This window comes from Streptomyces sp. NPDC104581 (assembly GCF_055583685.1).
Window position 1 is genome coordinate 121,021 of the sequence record NZ_JBVJNN010000007.1, and the last position, 19,941, is coordinate 140,961.

Sequence of the window (19,941 nt, forward strand, 5' to 3'; positions counted from 1 at the left end):
GCCGGCCGCGCGGGCAGACCCCGTACCGCTCCACGGCCCGCCGGCGGGGGTGGCGGGCCGTTTCTCATTTCGACGGCGTGAGGTTTATGTGTCCAGGCTGCAGGCGGAACACCTGTACAAGGTATTCGGCGCACGACCCGAAGAAGCGGTGAGGAAGCTCGAAAGCGGCACGGACCGCGAGGAGTTGCGCGCCGACGGTACGACCGCAGCGGTGATCGACGCCTCGTTCTCCGTCGACCCCGGTCAGATTTTCGTCGTGATGGGCCTCTCCGGCTCTGGCAAGTCCACCCTGCTGCGCATGCTCAACGGACTGCTGGAGCCGACGGCCGGGCGCGTGCTCTTCGACGGCCAGGACCTGACCGCCCTGAGCCCGGCCGAACTGCGCACCGTACGCTCCACCAAGATCAGCATGGTGTTCCAGCACTTCGCGCTCTTCCCGCACCGCAGTGTGCTGGAGAACGCGGGATACGGCCTGGAGGTCCAGGGCGTCCCGCGCGCGGAGCGTGACAGACGGGCCGCGGAGGCCCTTGAGCTCGCGGGGCTGGCCGGCTGGGAGAAGTCCTGGCCCGACGAGCTCTCGGGCGGTATGCAGCAGCGTGTGGGCCTGGCCCGCGCGCTCGCCACCGACGCGGACCTGCTGCTCATGGACGAGTCGTTCAGCGCGCTCGACCCGCTGATCCGCCGTGACATGCAGGACCAGCTCCTGGAACTCCAGAAGCGGCTGAAGAAGACCATCGTCTTCATCACCCACGACCTCAACGAGGCCATGCGGCTCGGCGACCGCATCGCCGTGATGCGCGATGGCGAGATAGTCCAGCTCGGCACCGCCGAGGACATCCTCGTCACCCCGGCCAACGACTACGTCGCCTCCTTCACCCAGGACGTCGACCGCTCGCGCGTGCTGACCGCCGGGGCGATCATGGCGGACGCCGACACCGCCCATGGCACCCGTACGGACGACGGCAAGGAGCTGCGCACGGCGAAGGACGTGCTCGCGGCCGCGCCCGCCACCGTCTCCGTGAGCACCCCGATCATCGAGCTGTTCACCCCCTGCTCGACCAGCCAGGCCCCGGTCGCGGTCACCGACGACGAGGGGAAGCTCGTCGGCGTCGTCCCGCGCGCCCGGCTGCTGGCCGTACTCGGCGAGCCGATGACGCCCGCCGACGAGGCCGCCGGCCCGCCCGTGCCGGTGACCGACGCCGGCCCGGCGGCACTCTCCGTCGACAAGGAGGCGGCCAGTGCCTAGGCTCCCGCTCGGTGAGTGGGTCGACAGCGGAGTCGACTTCCTCCAGCGCCATCTGTCCTGGCTGTTCGACGCGATCAGCTCGCTCGTCACCGGCATGTACGACGTCGTGGACGCCGTCCTGAACGGCCCCGAACCACTCCTCCTCGCCGGCATCCTGGCCGTGCTCGCCTGGTGGCTGCGCGGTCTGCTCGCGGCCGGTCTCGCCTTCGTCGGTTTCGCCCTCATCGACTCGATCGAGCTGTGGGAACTGGCGATGTCCACGCTCTCGCTGGTCCTCGTCGCCACGATCGTCATCCTGGTCATCGCGGTGCCGCTCGGCGTCTGGGCCTCGCGCTCGGCCACCGTCAGCGCCGTCATCCGGCCGGTGCTCGACTTCATGCAGACGATGCCCGCGATGGTCTATCTGATCCCCGGCATCATCTTCTTCGGCGTCGGCGTGGTCCCCGGCATCATCGCCACGATCATCTTCGCCCTGCCGCCCGGCGTCCGTATGACGGAGCTGGGCATCCGGCAGGTCGACGCCGAGCTGGTCGAGGCGGCCGAGGCGTTCGGCACCAGCCCGCGCAACACCCTGCTGCGCGTCCAGCTCCCGCTGGCGCTCCCGACGATCATGGCCGGTATCAACCAGGTGATCATGCTGGGCCTGTCGATGGTCGTCATCGCGGGCATGGTCGGCGGCGGCGGCCTCGGCGGCGCCGTCTACCGCGCCATCGGCAACGTCGACATCGGCCTCGGCTTCGAGGCGGGCGTCTCCATCGTGATCCTGGCGATGTACCTGGACCGGCTGACCGGCGCGCTCGGCCGGCAGGTCTCTCCGCTGGGCCGCCGCGCGCTGGCCAAGGCGCAGGCGATGAGCGGTTCGTTCAAGATCTGGGAGCACCGTCCGCGGCCCTCGGTCGCCGTGGTCGGCGTGATCGTCCTCGCGCTCGTCGCGGGCGGCATGAGCGTCTTCGGCGGCGGCAAGAGCGAGACGGTCGCCGGCGAGGGGGACGTCGGCCAGGGCAAGAAGATCAGCATCGGCTACATCCCCTGGGACGAGGGCATCGCCTCCACCTTCCTCTGGAAGGAGATGCTGGAGCGGCGCGGCTACGAGGTCGAGGCCACCCAGTACGAGGCCGGGGCGCTCTACACCGGCCAGGCGAACGGCCAGATCGACATCCAGACCGATTCCTGGCTGCCGACCACCCACGCCAGCTACTGGGACAAGTACCAGGACAAGCTGGAGGACATGGGCTCCTGGTACGACGAGACGTCCCTGGAGCTGACCGTCCCCTCGTACGTGAAGGGCATCGACTCCCTCGCGGATCTCAAGGGCCAGGCGAGCCGGTTCAAGGGCCGGATCATCGGTATCGAGCCCAGCGCCGGCGAGATGGGCATCCTCAAGGACAAGATCCTCAAGGAGTACGGCCTCGAAGGCGAGTACAAGGTCGTCGACGGCTCCACGCCCGGCATGCTGGCCGAGCTGAAGCGCGCGTACGAGAAGAAGGAACCGGTCGTCGTCACGCTCTGGTCCCCGCACTGGGCGTACAACACCTACGACCTCAAGAAGCTCAAGGACCCCAAGGGCACCTGGGGCGCGGGCGACGGCGTGCACACGCTGGCGCGCAAGGGCTTCTCCGCCGACAACCCCGGCGTCGCGAAGTGGCTCAAGGACTTCACGATGACCGAGGACCAGCTCACCAGCCTGGAGGCGGAGATCCAGGGCGCGGGCAAGGGCAAGGAGCAGGACGCCGTACGCGCCTGGCTGAAGGACAACCCCGAGCTGGCCGACGAGTGGACCCCGGTCTCCGGTGTCAGCAAGGGCGCGAACGGCAAGGACGAGCGCGAACGGCCCATCGAGGTCGCCTGGTTCCCCTGGGAGGAGGACATCGCCGCCACGTATCTGTGGAAGGCGGTGCTGGAGGACCGGGGCTACAAGATGAACCTCAAGCAGTTCGAGGTGGGCCCGATGTACACGGCCCTCTCCCGGGGGCAGATCGACGTCCAGTTCGACGGCTGGCTGCCCAACACCCAGAAGAAGTACTGGGACAAGTACGGCGACAAACTCTCCGACCTCGGCGCCTGGTACGGACCGACGTCACTGGAGATCGCCGTGCCCTCCTATGTGAAGGGCGTCGAATCGCTGGCGGACCTGAAGGGCCGCGAGGACGAGTTCAAGGGCCGGATCGTCGGCATCGAGCCCGGCACCGAGACCATGAACATCCTCAAGAACAAGGTCCTGCCGGGCTACGGCCTGGACGGCGGCTACAAGGTCGTCGACAGCTCCACCCCCGGCATGCTGGCCGAGCTGGAGCGCTCGTACGCCAAGAAGGAACCCATCGCGGTCATGCTCTGGACCCCGCACTGGGCCTACAGCGAGTACGAGCTGACCAAGCTGAAGGACCCGCGGAAGGCCTTCGGCGAGGGAGACCAGATCCGCACCGTCGGCAACAAGGACTTCCCGAAGAACTACCCGCAGCTCACCAAGTGGTTCAAGGACTTCAAGCTGAGCGAGGAACAGCTCGCCGGCCTGGAGAACGAGATCCAGAAGCGCGGTACGGGGCATGAGGAAGAGGCGGTGGCGGCCTGGATGGAGAAGAATCCGGGCATCGGCGACGAGATCGCTCCCCGGTAGCCGTAAGGAGGCGGGCACCGCCAGGGGTGGTGCCCGCCGCCGCCGGCTCGGGCCCCACCCAGTGGTGGGAAGGGCCCCGCGGCCGGAGGATGGAGGTCTGTCGACCGGTCGTCGTCGTCCTCACCGGTACCGGCGGTTTCCGCGGTGTTCACCGTGGCGCCTGCCACCCCGGGTGCGGCAGACCGCCTTTGCGCGGCCGTCAACTCTGAGAAGATGACGATCCGGCCGGGAGGGAGCCCAGACATGGACGACAAGGAAGCGCTCAGGGTGGGCGCCGCCGTCCGCAGGCGGCGCAGGTCCCTCGGCCTCACACTGGCGGCAGTCGCCGACCGCAGCGGGCTTTCCGTACCCTTCCTCAGCCAGATCGAGAACGAACGCGCCCGGCCGAGCGCCCGTTCGCTCGAACGGGTGGCCGACGCCCTGGAGACCACCATCCCCGTGCTGCACGCCGCCGCGGACTCGGCGCGCACGGTCGACGTCGTACGGGCCGGTGACGGCGGGCCCGGCGTCCGCAGGGTGGCCCGCGGCGGACACCAGCTGCACGCCAAGGAGTACACCGGCGAGCAGGACACCGGGCGCGAGTACCAGCACCGCAACGACGAGGTGATGTACATCGCCGACGGCTCGGTGGAGGTTGAGGCCGAAGGCCGCGCGTACCGCCTGGAGCGCGGCGACACGCTGTACCTCTCCGGCGGGGTCAGGCACCGCTGGCGCGCCACCGAGCCCGGTACCCGCATCCTGGTCGTCGCCGTCGCCGAGCACATCGACGCGACGTTCGACACCCGGCGCTGAGGGCCGGGGACGGGGGCCGTGACCGCCGCACGGGCCGGAGCGCGGGCGGCCGTGAGCCGGGTCGTCTCGCTGGTGCCCTCGCTCACCGAGGCCGTGGCGGTCACCGCGCCCGGACTCCTGGTCGGCGCGACCGACTGGTGCACCCGTCCCGCCGGTCTCGACGTCGTACGCGTCGGCGGCACCAAGAACCCCGATATCGACGCCGTCGTCGCGCTCCGCCCCGACCTCGTGGTGGCCAACGAGGAGGAGAACCGCGAGCCGGATCTGGCCGCGCTGCGGGCCGCGGGCATCGAGGTCCTGGTCACCGAGGTCCGCGACCTCGACCAGGCGTTCGCCGAGCTGGAGCGGATGCTGGTGACGGGCTGCGGGCTCAGCGCGCCGCGCTGGCTGGACGAGGCCCGCGAGTACTGGGCGGCGGTGCCCCCTCCGTACGGAGGCGGGCGGCCGGCGGTCGTACCGATCTGGCGCAGGCCCTGGATGGTGCTCGGCGGTGACACCTTCGCGGGGGACCTGCTCGCCAGGCTCGGTGTGCGGAACGTGTACGGCGACCTGGCCGAGCGCTATCCGCGTATCCCCCTGGACCGGCTGCGGGCCTCCGGGGCGGAGCTGGTCGTCCTGCCCGACGAGCCGTACCGCTTCACCGCCGACGACGGCCCCGAGGCGTTTCCCGGGCTGCCCGCGGCGCTGGTCGACGGGCGCAGCCTCACCTGGTACGGGCCGTCGCTGGTCCGGGCGCCGGCGGCGCTGCGGGCAGCGCTCCGCTGACCAGGCCGTGCGCGGTACGGGTCCAGGCGACCGCCCAGGCGGCCGTCAGCAGGACGAACAGCGCCAGTGACAGCCAGGCCAGGGCGGTGAGCCCGGTGGCTCCGGCGAGTCCCGCGGCGCCGGTCGCACACGTACCGACCGGGAAGGTGAAGGCCCACCACGTCATCGAGAACGTCATCCCGCGCCGTACCGCCCGCACGACCATCGCGCCCGCCAGCGCCAGCCACAGCAGCGCGAAGCCCAGTACCGGGACGCCGTACAGCACCGCGAAGGCGTCCAGGGCGGAGGCGTACGCGGGGGCCGTGCCGTCTGGCGCGGGGACGAGCGCGCCGGGTGCGGCATGCGCGAGATGGCCGACGGCCGTCGTGGACTGCCCCAGCGGGCCGAGGACGAGGAAGAGCGCGGGCGTCAGGGCCAGGGGCAGTGGTCCGTGGGTGAGCAGCCTGCCGAGGATCAGCGGCAGCAGGGTGAGGGTGGCGAGCAGGCTCAGGCCGAACATGGCGTAGCAGGCCAGCAGAAGCGCCTCGCGCCACTGACCGGCGGGCAGGTAGGGGATCAGCCCCGGGCCGAGCGCCGCCGACACCATCGGAGCCACCACCGGCAGCAGCCAGACCGGAGACGCGTCCTCGGGGCGCACCCGGTGGCGCACCACCATCAGATACGGCACGGCCACGGCCGCCGTGAGCCCGACGAGCGTGCCCGCGGTGTAGAGCGCCGCGTCCACGGCCACGGCGGCGTTCTCGCCGATCACGTGCCGGCCCACGGTGAGGGTGGCGCCGCCGACCGCGAGCAGCGCCATCGCCAGGCATCCGTAGAACGGTGCCACCGAGGGATCGAGCAGCTGGGCCCGTGCCCGGTCGCGGTGGTGGAGCCAGTGGCCGGCGCGGGCCGTCAGCAGGAGGAGGAGCATCACCGCCGACAGCGCCCAGACGATGACACAGGCGGCACGCGCCACGAGCACGTCCATCGGGCGCGCGAGGCCGAGCTGCTCCATCGGCAGGGCCGCGCCCGCGCTCGCGACGATCGCGGTCCCCATGACGCTCGCGTACCAGTTGGGGCCGGTGTGGCGCAGGACCGCGAGCCGGGCCGTGGGGCGGGCGGGCGGCGGCGGAGTGGGGATGTCGGCGAACGGAGAGGTGCGGGCGGTCGGGGCGGGGGCGGCCATGCTCGCACCCTGGCCGGTCCGCGCCCTCCTCACCAGATGCCTCGGCGCTATGAGGCCATAACCTGAACGTATGACTGACGAGCCCGCCGTGTCCCTCGCCCACCGGGTGCCCGAGCTGGGCGCGCTGGAGCTGCTGATCGCCGTCGCCCGGCACGGCAGCATGGGCGGGGCGGCCCGGGAGCTGGGCATCAGCCAGCCCGCGGCCAGCAGCCGGATACGGTCCGTCGAGCGGCAGCTCGGCGTCCGCCTCTTCGACCGGTCGCCGGGCGGGTCCCGGCTCACCGGCGCCGGGGCGCTCGTCACCGACTGGGCGCGGCGGATCATGGAGGCGGCCGAGGCGTTCGACGCGGGTGCGCAGGCGCTGCGCGACCGGCGCGACTCACGGCTGCGGGTCGCCGCGAGCATGACCATCGCCGAGTATCTGCTCCCCGGCTGGCTCATCGCCCTCCGCGCCGCCCGGCCGGACACGGCCGTCTCGCTCCACGCCGGCAACTCGGTCGCCGTGGCCGCGCGGCTGACCGACGGAGGGGCGGACCTCGGCTTCGTGGAGGGGCTCGCCGTACCGGCCGGGCTGGACGGCACGGTGATCGGCCGCGACCGGCTGGTGGTCGTGGTCGCCCCGGCGCACGCGTGGGGGCGGCGTACGTCCCTGACACCCGAGGAACTGGCCGCCGCCCCGCTGATCCTCCGTGAGGAGGGCTCGGGCACCCGCCAGGTACTCGACGCGGCCCTCGCCTCCTACGGAGGCCCCGCCACACCACTGCTGGAACTCTCCTCGACGACAGCGGTCAAGGCGTCGGTGGTGAGCGGCGCGGGCCCCTCCGTACTGAGTGAACTGGCCGTGGGCGAGGAACTGGCGTCGCGCCGGCTGGTGGAGGTGCGGGTGTCCGGGATGTCACTGCGCCGCGACCTGCGCGCGGTCTGGCCGTCGGGCCACCGCCCGACCGGGCCGGCCCGCGACCTGCTGTCGCTGACCCGCACCACCCTGGGAGCGGACCGCTCGGCGTGATGAGACGGCGCGTGCCGGCCGCGCACGGGAGCCCCACCGGCACGCTCCGGGGCCCTCCGCTCCGTGCCGCGGTGCCCACGCCCGAGCCGGACACCGCGACGGCCGGAGGGGGCCCGACCGCTCAGACCCTGGCACCCCCCGCCACGGCGGCCGGGGCCCCGCGCGAGGACGCCGACACCAGTGCCGACATCACCCGCAGGTCCTCGCCCATCTCCGGATGCCACTGCACCCCCAGCACCCAACGCTCGTCCATCAGCTCCACCGCCTCCACCGTGCCGTCGCCCGCGTACGCCGAGACGAGCAGGCCCTTGCCCAGGCGGTCCACCGCCTGGTGGTGCGAGGAGGGGACGTCGGACTCCTCCGGGACGGCGGTTCCGTACCGCGTGCCCGGTACCGGCTTCACCGGGTGTTCGCCGAAGACGCCGAGGGTCGCGGCGGTGTGGCCCTCCAGATGCTGGATCAGCGTGCCGCCCAGCGCGACGTTCAGGAGCTGCATGCCCCGGCAGATCGCGAGCAGCGGCGTACCGGACGCCAGCGCGGCGTCGATGAGCGCCAGTTCCCAGTCGTCCCGCTCACGGGCGGGCGGTCCCGTGCGGGGGTCCGGCTCGGCCCCGTACCGGACGGGCTCCACGTCCGGCCCGCCCGAGACGACCAGTCCGTCGAGCCGGGCGACCAGCGAGGCGGCGGTGGCCGGCTCGTCCGGCGGGAGCATGACGGCGACGCCGCCCGCGCGCTGGACGAGCCGGGGGTAAGCCATGGGCAGCAGGGCGGCGGGCAGGTCCCAGACGCCCCACCTGGCCGACGTCTCCAGATAGGTGCTGACGCCGATGAGCGGCTTCACTGAACGTTCCTCCGATGTGGTGCTGTGCGGTGGTGCGATGGTGCTGTGGTTCGGGCGGTGCGAGTGGTGCTGCGGTGCGGGCGGTGCTGTGGTGACGCGGCAGGCGGGGTGCTCGCGGCTCAGCCCCGTTTCAGCTCGTCCTCCGCCTCCGCGAGCGCCGCGAACTCCTCCTCGGGCGCGGCGGCCACCAGCCGGTGCCGACTGTAGAAGGCGAAGTAGGCCAGAGCCACGACGTAGACGCCGAGGGCGATGAACGCCGCGTCCTTGTCCACGAGGAACGTCGCCACCAGCGCCGACAGGGCCAGGACGAACGCTACGCCGGAGGTCAGCATGCCGCCCGGCGTCCGGTACGGACGGTGCAGATCCGGCTCGCGGCGGCGCAGCACCAGGTGCGACAGGGCCATCAGGGAGTAGGAGATCGTGGCGCCGAAGACCGCGACGTTCAGCATCCGGCCCCCGTTCCCGCTGCCCGCTGCGAGGGCGAAGCCGATCGCGCCGGGGATCAGCAGACCGAGATACGGCGCCTTGCGGCTGCTGGTCAGTGAGAGGAAGCGGGGCAGATAGCCGGCGCGGGAGAGCGCGAACAGCTGCCGGGAACCGGCGTAGATCAGTGAGAAGAAGGACGCGACCAGACCGGCGAGGCCCGCGTAGTTGACGAACCGGCTGAGCGCCGTCGGCTCACCGTCCCCCTGGAGCGCGACGACCAGCGGATTGCCCGCCTCCTGCACGGCTGCCGAGCCGCGGGCGCCGGTCGCGGCGAAGAACGTGATCAGCGCCAGCAGGACGAGGACGCCCATCGAGATCGACAGCGCCTTCGGCATCGAGCGCACCGGGTCCTTGGCCTCCTCGGCGGCCAGTGGCACACCCTCGACGCCGAGGAAGAACCACATGCCGAACGGGAACGCGGCCCAGATGCCCAGCAGACCGTACGGCAGCCAGGAGTTGGACCCGAAGGCGTCCTCCTGGACGGGGATGTCGTCGAGGCCGCCGCTGTCGAACTCGGTGAAGGCGCCCACGGCGAAGATCAGCAGCGCGGCGACGGCGACGGCCGTCACGACCAGGCTGAAGCGCAGTGCCTCGCCGACACCCCAGAGGTGGATGCCGATGAAGACGGCGAAGCAGGCGAGATAGACCGGCCACCCCGCTTCGAGGCCGAAGAGGTTCAGGGACTCGACGTAGTCACCGATGAAGATCGATATCGCGGCCGGCGCCAGGATGTACTCGATGAGGATGGCCGTGCCGGTCAGGAAGCCGCCCCAGGTGCCGAGAGCCCGGCGGGCGAAGCCGTAACCGCCGCCCGCCGTGGGCAGGATCGCGGACAGCTCGGCGAGCGAGAAGACGAGACAGGCGTACATGGCGCCCATCAGGAGCGTCGCGATGGCGAGTCCGCCGAAGCCGCCCTCCGAGAGCCCGATGTTCCAGCCGGAGAAGTCCCCGGAGACGACGTAGGCGACACCGAGGCCGGTCAGCAGCAGCCACCCCGCGCTGCCGCGCTTGAGCGTACGGCGCCGCAGATAGTCCGCGTCGTCGGCGGAGCCGCCCTGTCCGGGAACCGCCGGGGAGCCCTCCCGCCCGGGTGCGGCCGGACCGCCAGGACCCGGCGGATCGGCTGGTGGGATACGGGATTCCGTGCCTTCGGCCATGAGCCGCTCCTGCCTCGGGTAAAGGTGTGGGGCCACACCATTGCGGCCGGAAACCTCCGTGCGCAAGCCCTCTGCGTTAAGCGGCTGTTACGGACGACCGGCACCGGCCCGGCCGTACGGGGAGGGGCGCTCTCGTGACCGCCCGCGGTCCCACCGGCCCCGGTACCCGCTCTCAGGCCAGAAATCCCCGCAGCAGCGCCGCCGTCCCGCCGCAGTGCTCGCGCATCACCGCGCGCGCCACGTCCGCGTCACCGGCCAGCACCGCCTCGACCAGCGCCGTGTGCTGCTGCTGCGAGTGCTCCAGGTTCCGCACCAGCAGCGGGATGCAGTCCAGCAGGTCGTTCACGCTCGCCCGGACCGCCGCGTACTGCTCGGTGAGCCGCGCCGAGCCCGACAGCTCCACGAGCGTCAGATGCAGCAGCGTGTCGAGCCGGCGGTAGTCGCCCAGCGGGGCGTCCTGCGTCGCCGCGAGCGCCGTACGCAGCCGGGACGCCGCCGCCTCCGGCAGGCCGTGCGCCGCGCACAGCTCCGCCGCCCCCACCTCCAGCACCTCGCGGAAGCGCAGCACGTCCTCGATGTCCACCTCCGAGACCCGGCGGCGCAGCTCCTCCCCGGCCCCGTGCGACGGGGTGTCGGGCCGGGGCAGGACGAACGTGCCGCCGTAACGCCCCCGCCGGCTCTCCACCAGCCCCTGGTCGGCGAGGACCTTCAGCACCTCGCGCAGCGTGACCCGGCTGATCCGCAGCCGCTCCGCCAGTTCGCGCTCGGCGGGCAGCCGTTCACCGCCCGCGACCAGACCCAGGCGCAGCACCTGAAGGATCTGCTCCAGCGCCTCCTCGAAACCGTTGCCCGCCCGCACGGGACGCAGGACGGGCGTCAGCCGGTCGCCCGGCCCACTTCTCCTCGCCGCATCCTTCTCCGCCACGTCGCCGTTTCCCCTTCCCAAGCAAAGGTCTCCCGGAATACCTTAAGGTCCCAGGCTGGCCGATGGAGGAGTTGTCCCGTGGCAGACCGCACACCCCCGCTCTCCGTCGAGGAGTTGCGCGCCCTCGTGGCGAACGGCGAGATCGACACCGTGGTCCTGGCCTTCCCCGACATGCAGGGCAGACTCCAGGGCAAGCGGTTCGCCGCGCCGTTCTTCCTGGAGGACGTGCTCGAACACGGCACCGAGGGCTGCAACTACCTCCTCGCCGTCGACGTCGAGCTGAACACCGTCGACGGCTACGCGATGTCCTCCTGGGAACACGGCTACGGCGACTTCGCCATGCACCCCGACCTCGCGACCCTGCGCCGCGTCCCCTGGAACGAGGGGACGGCCATGCTCATCGCCGACCTCGCCTGGAACGACGGCTCCCCGGTCGTCGCCGCGCCCCGCCAGATCCTGCGCCGCCAGCTCGACCGCCTCGCCGACCACGGCTACACCGCGCACGTCGGCACGGAGCTGGAGTTCATCGTCTTCAAGGACACCTACGAGCAGGCATGGGACAGCGGCTACCGCGGCCTCACCCCCGCCAACCAGTACAACATCGACTACTCCGTCCTCGGCACCGGCCGTATCGAGCCCCTGCTGCGCCGGATCCGCAACGACATGACCGCCGCCGGACTGACCGTCGAGTCCGCCAAGGGCGAGTGCAATCCGGGCCAGCACGAGATCGTCTTCCGTTACGACGAGGCCCTGCTCACCTGCGACCAGCACGCCATCTACAAGACCGGCGCCAAGGAGATCGCCTCCCAGGAAGGCGTCTCGCTCACCTTCATGGCCAAGTACAACGAGCGCGAGGGCAATTCCTGCCACATCCATCTCTCGCTCCAGTCCGCCGACGAACCCGGCACGAACGTCATGGCGGGCGACGACGCCCACGGCATGTCGCCGGTGATGCGCCACTTCCTGGCGGGACAGCTGGCCGCGCTGCGCGAGTTCTCCCTGCTGTACGCGCCGAACATCAACTCCTACAAACGCTTCGCCCCCGGCTCCTTCGCCCCGACCGCCGTCGCGTGGGGCAACGACAACCGCACCTGCGCCCTGCGGGTCGTCGGCCACGGCCGCTCCATGCGCTTCGAGAACCGGCTGCCCGGCGGCGACGTCAACCCCCACCTCGCCGTCGCGGGGCTGGTCGCGGCGGGCCTGTACGGCATCGAGCACGAGCTCGAACTCCCCGAGGTCTGCACCGGGAACGCCTACACCTCCGACTACGAGCAGGTCCCCACCACCCTGCGCGAGGCCGCCGACCTCTGGGAACAGAGCGCCATCGCCCAGGCCGCCTTCGGGGACGAGGTCGTCGCCCACTACCTCAACCTGGCCCGGGTGGAACTGGCCGCCTACGACGCCGCCGTGACCGACTGGGAGCTGCGCCGCTCCTTCGAACGCATGTGAGGAACCCAGCCGTGCCCGACCAGCCCCACGCCCACCAGATCCTCAACCCGGCGACCGAGGAGGTCGTCGCGACCGTCCCGGCGACGAGCGCGGCCGAGGTCGAGACCGCCGTCGTACGGGCCGGGGCCGCCCAGCGCCGGTGGTCGCGGGCCGCCCCCGCCGACCGCGCGCGGCTGCTGCGCCGGTTCGCCGCCACGGTCGACGGACACCTCGACGAACTCGCCCGGCTGGAGGTCCGGGAGGCGGGCCACACCCTGGGCAACGCCCGCTGGGAGGCGGGCAACGTCCGCGACCTCCTCGACTACGCGGCCGGGGGAGTGGAGCGTCTGACGGGTCGTCAGATCCCGGTCGCCGGCGGCCTCGACATCACCCTCCTCGAACCGCTCGGCGTCGTCGGGGTCATCGCCCCCTGGAACTTCCCCATGCCCATCGCCGCCTGGGGCGCCGCACCGGCCCTGGCGGCGGGCAACGCCGTACTCCTCAAACCCGCCGAGACCACCCCGCTGACCGCGCTGCGACTGGCCGAACTCGCCCTGGAGGCGGGGCTTCCCGAGCATCTCCTCCAGGTGCTGCCGGGCGCCGGGGGCGTCACGGGCCAGGCCCTGGTCGACCACCCCGGCGTCGCCAAGATCGTCTTCACCGGCTCCACGCGGGTCGGCAGGGAGATCATGGCCAGCGGCGCGCGGCGGATGAAACGCGTGACCCTCGAACTCGGCGGCAAGAGCCCCAACATCGTCTTCGCCGACGCCGACGTCGAACGAGCCGCCGCCGAGGCGCCCATGGCCTATCTCGACAACGCCGGACAGGACTGCTGCGCCCGTACCCGCATCCTCGTCCAGCGCACCGTGTACGACCGGTTCCTCGAACTCCTCGCCCCCGCCGTGCGGTCGGTCGTCGTCGGCGACCCGTCGGACGAACGGACCCAGATGGGTCCGCTCATCTCGCGCGCCCAACTGGAGCGCGTGCGCGGATACGTCCCCGAAGGCCGCGCGGCCGTACGGGGCACCGCCCCCGAAGGACCCGGCTTCTGGTTCCCGCCGACCGTCCTGACCGACGTCCCCGCCGACGACCCCGCCGTGACCGAGGAGATCTTCGGCCCGGTCGCCGTCGTGATCCCCTTCGACGACGAGGCGGACGCGATCCGCCTCGCCAACGACACCGAGTACGGGCTCTCCGGCTCCCTGTGGACCCGCGACCTCGGCCGCGCGCTGCGCGTCTCGCGCGCCGTCGCCGCCGGCAACCTGTCGGTCAACTCCCACAGCAGCGTGCGCTACTCGACCCCCTTCGGCGGCTACAAGCAGTCCGGCGTCGGCCGCGAGCTGGGGCCCGACGCCCTCACCGCGTTCACCGAGACCAAGAACGTCTTCATCAGTACGGAGGTCTGACCCATGCCCGACCCGATCAACCAGAACGCCGAGGCGCCCGTCTGCCGCCGGCTGGTCGGCCGCACCGCCGTCGTCACCGGCGCGGGCAGCGGCATCGGTCTCGCCACCGCGCGCCGGCTCGCCTCCGAGGGCGCGCACGTCGTCTGCGGCGACATCGACGAGACGGCGGGCAAGGCGGTGGCCGACGAGGTCGGCGGCATCTCCGTACGGGTCGACGTCACCGACGCGGAACAGGTCGACGCCCTCTTCAAGAAGGCGTTCGACACCTACGGCAGCATCGACATCGCCTTCAACAACGCCGGCATCTCACCCCCGGAGGACGACTCGATCCTCACCACCGGCATCGACGCCTGGCGCCGGGTCCAGGAGGTCAACCTCACCTCCGTGTACCTCTGCTGCAAGGCCGTCATCCCCTACATGCGGCAGCAGCGGCGCGGCTCGATCATCAACACCGCGTCGTTCGTCGCGACCATGGGCGCGGCCACCAGCCAGATCTCCTACACCGCCTCCAAAGGAGGCGTGCTCGCGATGTCACGCGAGCTGGGCGTCCAGTTCGCCCGCGAGGGCATCCGGGTCAACGCGCTCTGCCCCGGTCCGGTCAACACCCCCCTGCTCCGCGAACTGTTCGCGAGCGACCCCGAGCGCGCGGCACGGCGCCTCGTCCACATCCCGGGCGGGCGCTTCGCCGAGGCGGACGAGATCGCGGCGGCGGTCGCCTTCCTCGCCAGCGACGACGCGTCGTTCGTCAACGCGACGGACTTCATGGTGGACGGCGGCATCGGAGGGGCGTACGTGACACCGCTGTAGGACGCGCCCGGGAAGGGACCGGGCGGCGAACTCGTGTGCGGGTGTCCGAGGCGCCGCTTAGGGTGGCGGGATGAGCATGACTACCCCGCCCGGCTGGTACGCGGATCCGGGTGTGCCCGGGAGCGAACGGTGGTGGGACGGGAACGGCTGGACCGCGCACACCCGGCCGTTCGCCGCCACCGCCGCCCACCAGCAGGGTCAGCAGCCGCCGTACCGACCGGCAACCGGGCGGCCGGAGCCGGCGACCCGCCGCCGGAGTGTGGTCCTCGGGGGCGTCGCCGCCGGGCTCGTGCTCGTCGCCACGGTCGTCGCCGGCGTCACGCTGTTCGGCGACGAGGAGCCGCGGACCGTGCCCCGGTCCGCGCCGACCACCGGGGAGCCCGCCTCCGGCCCCGCCGCCGATGGTGACGGCGACGGCGAGGAGAGTCCCACCGCCGAGCCGGGCGCCGACCCGGACGTGCTCGTCGACCAGCTCAACGGCATCACCCTGCCCATCCCCGACGACTGGGAGAAGTCGGACAGCATGGTCGACCGCGCGGTCACCATGACGACGGTGGCGGACTACGAGTGCCCGGGCCAGACCAGCCGGTACTGCCACTACGGCCGGGTCACCTCCGCCACCGCCACCCAGACCGACGCGGCCACCGCGGAAGCCCTCGCCAAGGAGGACATCCAGGACGCGTCCGACGCCCTGTACGACGAGGACTCCATCGGCAACTCCTACTACGGAGGCGTCAAGTCGCACACCGTCGTCAAGTCCGGGGCGGTCACCGTCGCCGGACGCACCGGCTATCTCGTGCGCTGGAAGGTCGAGACGGGCTCGGGCCCCGGCGGTCACGTCCAGTCGCTGGCCTTCCCCTCGACCATCGGCGCCGAATCCCTGGTCGTCATCCGGTTCGCCTTCGACGCCGGGCCCGAGGGACCGCCGCTCGGCGGTATGGACACGATCACCAAGGGCATTCGCGCGATCGGCGACACGACGGGCGGCGTCGGCAGCTCCATCGGCCCCTCCTGAGACCGCCCGGGTCCCGACCCCGGCAGGGCTCCCGGAGGCACGTCCTCAGAGGTACGTACGGCCCTCGCCCCGGTACGTCGGCACCGTCGCCGTCACCCGGTCGCCCTCGACCAGCAGCAACTCGTCGAAGCGCTCGCACAGTTCACCGGCCTTGGCGTGCCGGAACCACACCCGGTCGCCGATCAGCAGATCGTCGGCGGCGGACCCCAGCAGCGGTGTCTGCACCTCCCCGGCGCCCTCCTGGGAGTCGTAGCGCAGCCCCTCCGGCAGATACGGCTCCGGCAGCCGGTCCCGGCCCGCGGCGCCCGACGCCGGATAGCCGCCGCCGAGGACGGTCACCACGCCGACGCCCGGCCTGCGCACCACCGGCTGCGCGAACAGCGCGGCCGGACGGCCCCTGAACGACGTGTAGTTGTCGAACAGCCGCGGCATGTACAGCCCCGAACCGGCGGCGATCTCCGTCACCGAGTCCTCGGCCGCCGTGTGCTGCACACTGCCCGTGCCACCACCGTTGACGAACTCCAGCTCCGGCGCCACCAGCCGCACCGCGCGCACCACGGCCCGGCGCCGCTCCGCCAGCTCCCCGCGCGCCGCCGACTGCATCAGCCGCACCGCACGCGAGCGCAGCGGCCGTCCCGCGACGGAGTCGCCGACACCGGCCACATGCCCCTCGTACGCCATCAGCCCCACCAGCCGGAAACCCGGCCTGCGGGCGATCGACCGGGCCAGCTCGGCCAGTTGGGCCGGCTCACGCAGCGGCGAGCGCCTGGCCCCGATCCGCACCCGTCCGCCGAGCAGGTGCAACGCGGTGTCCAGCTCCAGACAGACCCGGATCTCCTCCCTGCCGCCCGCCCGCGCGAGATCGACGAGATCCAGCTGAGCCGGATCGTCGACCATCACCGTCACGGCCGCCGCCAGCTTCGGATCGGCGGCGAGTTCGGCGTACGCACCCCGGTCCACCGACGGATAGGCCAGCAGCACGTCCTCGAAACCGGCACGGGCCAGCCACAGCGACTCGGCCAGGGTGAACGACATCACGCCCGCGAATCCCTCGCGCGCCAGGACCCGCTCCAGCAGGGCGCGGCAGCGCACCGATTTGCTCGCGACCCGGATCGGTTTGCCCCCGGCCCGGCGGACGAGGTCGTCGGCGTTCGCGTCGAACGCGCCGAGATCGACCACGGCCAGCGGAGCGTCGAGATGTGCGGTGGCCCGGTCGTAACGGGCCCGGTCGGCGGCGCGGGGAGTCATCGTCCGAGCTTGCCAGACGGGCTTACCCGACGGTAGGGGGATGTTCTGGTCAGATCCGCCGCCGACCTGCGGACCTGTTCCCGCGGTGCGCTCCCCAGCCCGTAGAGTGACGCCCACGCGGCGACGAACGGGCCTGCCCCGGACGGCGATCCGGCGTGGACACGGCCATGATCACAGGGGGGCGGATGAGTACCGAAGCGCGGCGCGCGCCCGTACCACCCCGGCCCGCGGGCCCACCCCCGCCCCCACCGCCGGGCTTCCCGAACGCACAGCCCCCCGCGCCGCCCCACGCGGACCCCGCCCGGAACACCGGGCCCGCACCCGCCGACCACGAGGGCCACGGCGACGGGAACGCGACAGCCGCCGGTACGGAGGCGGGACCCCCGCCAGGCCCCCCGGCCACGAAGCCGCCCCGGCCCCCGGAGAGCCGGACCACCGAGCCGCCGGCGCGATCACCGGCCGTCACGCCCGCGACGCCCGCCACCCCGCCCGGCGGGACGGCGGGCCGGTCGTCCGGCGGGAAACCGGGCATACCCCCGCGCCCGGCCGGACCCCCTCCCCGGCGAACGGCTCCACCCCCGGCACCGCGCTCCACCGTGCCCCCCGACGAGGACACCGCCCGCCTCCGTCCCGTCCCCCCGGCCCCGCCCGCCGGTACGGCCCCGCCCCGGCCCACCGGGGCCCAGGCCCCGCCACCGCCCACGGCGCCCACCTTCACGTCCACGGGGACCGTCACCCGGCTGCCGCCACCCCCTCCCGGTTACGAAGTCGCCCACGACGCCCCGCGCCGCCCGGACGCCCCGCCCGCCCCTGCTCACCGGGTACCCGGCACCGCTGGACCCGGCACCGCTGGACCCGGCCCGACACCGCCCGGCGGACCGCCCCCGGCCCCTCCGTCGTACCGCTTCCCGGCCGAGCCCGCCGGGTTCCCGGCCGGGACGGCCACCGGCCCGCACCCCGCACCCGCCCGTCACCCCGGCAGGACGGCCGCCGCGGTCGTCTGTGTCGTCCTCGGTCTCGGTCTCATCGGCGGCGCCGTCACCGGCAGCTATCTGACCGGCGACTCGTCCGCCACCGCCGCCTCGGGCGGCGGCTACGCACCGCTGCGGGCGCTCTGGCACAGCACCCCCGTCGACACCTTCTTCCCGGGCACGCTCAAGGGCGACGGCGCGGGCCCCGGCGGCGCCGACCGCACCTGGGCCCGGGTCGCCGTGTCACCGGAGACCGACTGCGCGGGCGCGCTCGACCCGCTCCTCCTGAAGACGCTGCGCCCCGTCGGCTGCGAGCGGGTCCTGCGGGCGACCTACGCCGATGCCACCGGCAGCACCGTCACCACCGTCGGCCTCGTCTTCACCGAAGGCGAGCCGTCGGCCATGGAGGCGCTCGGCAACCGCTTCACCGAGGAGAAGCTGACCGGGCGCGGCGACCTCATGCCCCGCACCTACCCGGTGAAGGGCACCGTGGCGGCGGGCTTCGGCGACGGACAGCGCGCGAGCTGGACCGTGAACGTCCTCACCGAGGCCCCCGTCGTCGTGTACGCCGTCTCCGGCTTCGCCGACGGCCGCGCGGTCGCCGACCCGCAGCCGGTCGCCAGGGCCACCGCCGAGGGCGCCAAGACGGCCGCCGCGCAGTCGGGGCTCGGCCACGACGCCAAGGGCATCGCCGACCGGGTGGAACGCGGTCTTCGTACGACAGTCAGCATGGCAACGGAGAAGCCCCGATGACGACGCCCCCCGAAGCGGCACCGGAAGCGGCAGCGGCAGTGGCGCCGGTGGCGACAGCGGCGGCGGGACCGGCCCCGGCAGCACGGACGCCACGACTCCTCCGGTCCCTCTCCCACCCCTTCGCGGCCACGCTCGCCGCCGCCTCCCTCCTGCTCGCCGTCTCGGCGACACCCGCGCACGCGGACGTCATCCGCGCCCAGCAGTGGGCCCTGGAAGCGATGCACACCGACGAGGCGTGGCGCACCACCAAGGGCGAGGGCATCACCGTCGCCGTACTCGACACGGGCGTCGACCCGACCCACCCCGACCTCGCGGGGCAGGTCCTGTCCGGCAAGGACCTCATCGGCTTCGGTGCCAAGAGCGGCGACCGCGCCTGGGCCCGTCACGGCACGGCCATGGCGGGCATCATCGCGGGCCGGGGACACGGCCCCGGCCGGGAGGACGGAGTCCTCGGCATCGCCCCCGAGGCCAAGATCCTGCCGGTCCGCGTGATCCTCGAAGGCACCGACCCGGACCGGGCCAAGGCCCGCAAGTCACGCGGCGGTTCACTCGCCGACGGCATCCGCTGGGCCGCCGACAACGGCGCCGACGTCATCAACCTCTCGCTCGGCGACGACAGCGAGTCCGCCCACCCGGAGCCCGGCGAGGACGCCGCCGTCCAGTACGCGCTCGCCAAGGGCGCCGCCGTCGTCGCGTCGGCCGGCAACGGCGGCGAGAAGGGCGACCGCATCTCCTACCCGGCCGCGTACCCCGGCGTGATCGCCGTGACGGCCGTCGACCGCTACGGCACGCACGCGGCCTTCTCCACCCGCCGCTGGTACGCCACCGTGAGCGCGCCCGGTGTCGACGTGGTGATAGCGGACCCCGACCGCCGCTACTACGAAGGCTGGGGCACCAGCGCCGCCTCCGCGTTCGTCTCCGGCGCCGTCGCCCTCGTCCGCGCGGCCCACCCCGACCTGCGGCCCGCCCAGATCAAGAAGCTCCTCACCGACACCGCGCGCGACGCCCCCGGCGACGGCCGCGACGACGCCACCGGTTACGGCATCGTCGATCCGGCCGCCGCGATCAAGGCGGGCGGCCGGGTGGGCACCAGCAAGGGCGAGCCGGACGACAAGGCGGCCGGCTACACCAAGCAGTACTTCGGCCGCGGCCCCGACAGCACCCGGGGCGCCTCCGAGCCCGCCGCCTGGCTCGCCCCGGTCGCGGGCGGCCTCGGCGCACTGCTGCTGGCCGGCGCGGTGGTGCTCTGGCGCGGCGGACCGGTCGTGGGCCGCCGGCCCCGCTGACGCCTCGCCCGCCCGGCGGGTGGGGCC

16 protein-coding genes are annotated in these 19,941 nt (G+C 72.8%); 11 read left to right on the forward strand and 5 right to left on the reverse strand.

What is annotated here, in order from left to right:
• Positions 1 to 88 precede the first annotated feature (88 nt).
• From ACZ61E_RS08765 to ACZ61E_RS08780, 4 genes are all read left to right on the forward strand, one after another.
• The gene (locus tag ACZ61E_RS08765) at positions 89 to 1,246 is read left to right on the forward strand and encodes a quaternary amine ABC transporter ATP-binding protein (RefSeq protein ID WP_469698799.1); all 1,158 of its coding nucleotides are present in this window, start codon (positions 89 to 91) and stop codon (positions 1,244 to 1,246) included.
• Positions 1,239 to 3,860, forward strand: coding sequence for an ABC transporter permease/substrate binding protein (locus ACZ61E_RS08770; RefSeq protein ID WP_469698800.1), 2,622 nt, complete (start codon positions 1,239 to 1,241; stop codon positions 3,858 to 3,860). The genes ACZ61E_RS08765 and ACZ61E_RS08770 overlap by 8 nt, the downstream gene beginning before the upstream one ends.
• 243 nt (positions 3,861 to 4,103) lie before the next feature.
• Positions 4,104 to 4,652, forward strand: a complete 549-nt coding sequence (locus ACZ61E_RS08775; protein ID WP_469698802.1) for a helix-turn-helix domain-containing protein — start codon at positions 4,104 to 4,106, stop codon at positions 4,650 to 4,652.
• A gap of 18 nt (positions 4,653 to 4,670) precedes the next feature.
• Entirely contained in the window at positions 4,671 to 5,417 is a 747-nt protein-coding gene (locus tag ACZ61E_RS08780; protein ID WP_469698804.1) for a helical backbone metal receptor, read from the forward strand.
• Here the strand turns inward: ACZ61E_RS08780 and ACZ61E_RS08785 are convergent.
• Positions 5,356 to 6,582 (reverse strand): TDT family transporter, encoded by a 1,227-nt coding sequence (locus tag ACZ61E_RS08785; RefSeq protein ID WP_469698806.1) that lies wholly within the window; start codon positions 6,580 to 6,582, stop codon positions 5,356 to 5,358. The two genes, ACZ61E_RS08780 and ACZ61E_RS08785, sit on opposite strands and share 62 nt — an antisense overlap.
• 70 nt (positions 6,583 to 6,652) lie before the next feature.
• Here ACZ61E_RS08785 and ACZ61E_RS08790 point away from each other — a divergent pair, with 70 nt between their 5' ends.
• Positions 6,653 to 7,591 (forward strand): LysR family transcriptional regulator, encoded by a 939-nt coding sequence (locus ACZ61E_RS08790; protein ID WP_469698808.1) that lies wholly within the window; start codon positions 6,653 to 6,655, stop codon positions 7,589 to 7,591.
• Between the two features lie 121 nt (positions 7,592 to 7,712).
• On the opposite strand, the gene ACZ61E_RS08795 is transcribed toward ACZ61E_RS08790, so the two are convergent.
• The 3 genes from ACZ61E_RS08795 to ACZ61E_RS08805 all read right to left on the reverse strand — a co-directional run bounded on the left by ACZ61E_RS08795 (position 7,713) and on the right by ACZ61E_RS08805 (position 11,000).
• Entirely contained in the window at positions 7,713 to 8,432 is a 720-nt protein-coding gene (locus ACZ61E_RS08795; RefSeq protein ID WP_469698809.1) for a gamma-glutamyl-gamma-aminobutyrate hydrolase family protein, read from the reverse strand.
• Between the two features lie 119 nt (positions 8,433 to 8,551).
• Positions 8,552 to 10,075: an ethanolamine permease gene (eat, locus tag ACZ61E_RS08800; RefSeq protein ID WP_469698810.1), complete on the reverse strand. Its 1,524-nt coding sequence runs from the start codon at positions 10,073 to 10,075 to the stop codon at positions 8,552 to 8,554.
• 172 nt (positions 10,076 to 10,247) lie between these two features.
• On the reverse strand, positions 10,248 to 11,000 hold the full coding sequence (locus ACZ61E_RS08805) for a FadR/GntR family transcriptional regulator (RefSeq protein ID WP_469698811.1): 753 nt from the start codon (positions 10,998 to 11,000) through the stop codon (positions 10,248 to 10,250).
• Between the two features lie 78 nt (positions 11,001 to 11,078).
• Here ACZ61E_RS08805 and ACZ61E_RS08810 point away from each other — a divergent pair, with 78 nt between their 5' ends.
• The 4 genes from ACZ61E_RS08810 to ACZ61E_RS08825 all read left to right on the forward strand — a co-directional run bounded on the left by ACZ61E_RS08810 (position 11,079) and on the right by ACZ61E_RS08825 (position 15,656).
• Positions 11,079 to 12,449 carry a glutamine synthetase family protein gene (locus tag ACZ61E_RS08810; RefSeq protein ID WP_469698813.1) on the forward strand — a complete coding sequence of 457 codons (1,371 nt, stop codon included), beginning with the start codon at positions 11,079 to 11,081 and terminating at the stop codon, positions 12,447 to 12,449.
• 11 nt (positions 12,450 to 12,460) lie between these two features.
• Positions 12,461 to 13,834 (forward strand): aldehyde dehydrogenase family protein, encoded by a 1,374-nt coding sequence (locus tag ACZ61E_RS08815; RefSeq protein WP_469698814.1) that lies wholly within the window; start codon positions 12,461 to 12,463, stop codon positions 13,832 to 13,834.
• Positions 13,835 to 13,837: 3 nt separating this feature from the next.
• Positions 13,838 to 14,641, forward strand: coding sequence for a 3-oxoacyl-ACP reductase (locus ACZ61E_RS08820; protein WP_469698816.1), 804 nt, complete (start codon positions 13,838 to 13,840; stop codon positions 14,639 to 14,641).
• A gap of 70 nt (positions 14,642 to 14,711) precedes the next feature.
• Positions 14,712 to 15,656 carry a DUF2510 domain-containing protein gene (locus ACZ61E_RS08825; protein WP_469698817.1) on the forward strand — a complete coding sequence of 315 codons (945 nt, stop codon included), beginning with the start codon at positions 14,712 to 14,714 and terminating at the stop codon, positions 15,654 to 15,656.
• A gap of 45 nt (positions 15,657 to 15,701) precedes the next feature.
• On the opposite strand, the gene ACZ61E_RS08830 is transcribed toward ACZ61E_RS08825, so the two are convergent.
• Entirely contained in the window at positions 15,702 to 16,904 is a 1,203-nt protein-coding gene (locus ACZ61E_RS08830) for an amino acid deaminase/aldolase (protein ID WP_469698818.1), read from the reverse strand.
• Between the two features lie 596 nt (positions 16,905 to 17,500).
• Between ACZ61E_RS08830 and ACZ61E_RS08835 the strand changes: the two genes are divergently transcribed.
• Entirely contained in the window at positions 17,501 to 18,628 is a 1,128-nt protein-coding gene (locus ACZ61E_RS08835) for a hypothetical protein (RefSeq protein ID WP_469698819.1), read from the forward strand.
• Positions 18,625 to 19,914 (forward strand): type VII secretion-associated serine protease mycosin, encoded by a 1,290-nt coding sequence (mycP, locus tag ACZ61E_RS08840; RefSeq protein ID WP_469698820.1) that lies wholly within the window; start codon positions 18,625 to 18,627, stop codon positions 19,912 to 19,914. The genes ACZ61E_RS08835 and mycP overlap by 4 nt, the downstream gene beginning before the upstream one ends.
• Positions 19,915 to 19,941 lie beyond the last annotated feature (27 nt).

Excerpts from the sequence above, each read along its gene's own strand:
- ACZ61E_RS08775 (WP_469698802.1), top strand. The coding sequence starts at position 4,104 with ATGGACGACAAGGAAGCGCTCAGGGTGGGCGCCGCCGTCCGCAGGCGG.
- ACZ61E_RS08785 (WP_469698806.1), bottom strand. The coding sequence starts at position 6,582 with ATGGCCGCCCCCGCCCCGACCGCCCGCACCTCTCCGTTCGCCGACATC.
- ACZ61E_RS08790 (WP_469698808.1), top strand. The coding sequence starts at position 6,653 with ATGACTGACGAGCCCGCCGTGTCCCTCGCCCACCGGGTGCCCGAGCTG.
- eat (WP_469698810.1), bottom strand. The coding sequence starts at position 10,075 with ATGGCCGAAGGCACGGAATCCCGTATCCCACCAGCCGATCCGCCGGGT.
- ACZ61E_RS08820 (WP_469698816.1), top strand. The coding sequence starts at position 13,838 with ATGCCCGACCCGATCAACCAGAACGCCGAGGCGCCCGTCTGCCGCCGG.
- ACZ61E_RS08825 (WP_469698817.1), top strand. The coding sequence starts at position 14,712 with ATGAGCATGACTACCCCGCCCGGCTGGTACGCGGATCCGGGTGTGCCC.
- ACZ61E_RS08830 (WP_469698818.1), bottom strand. The coding sequence starts at position 16,904 with ATGACTCCCCGCGCCGCCGACCGGGCCCGTTACGACCGGGCCACCGCA.
- mycP (WP_469698820.1), top strand. The coding sequence starts at position 18,625 with ATGACGACGCCCCCCGAAGCGGCACCGGAAGCGGCAGCGGCAGTGGCG.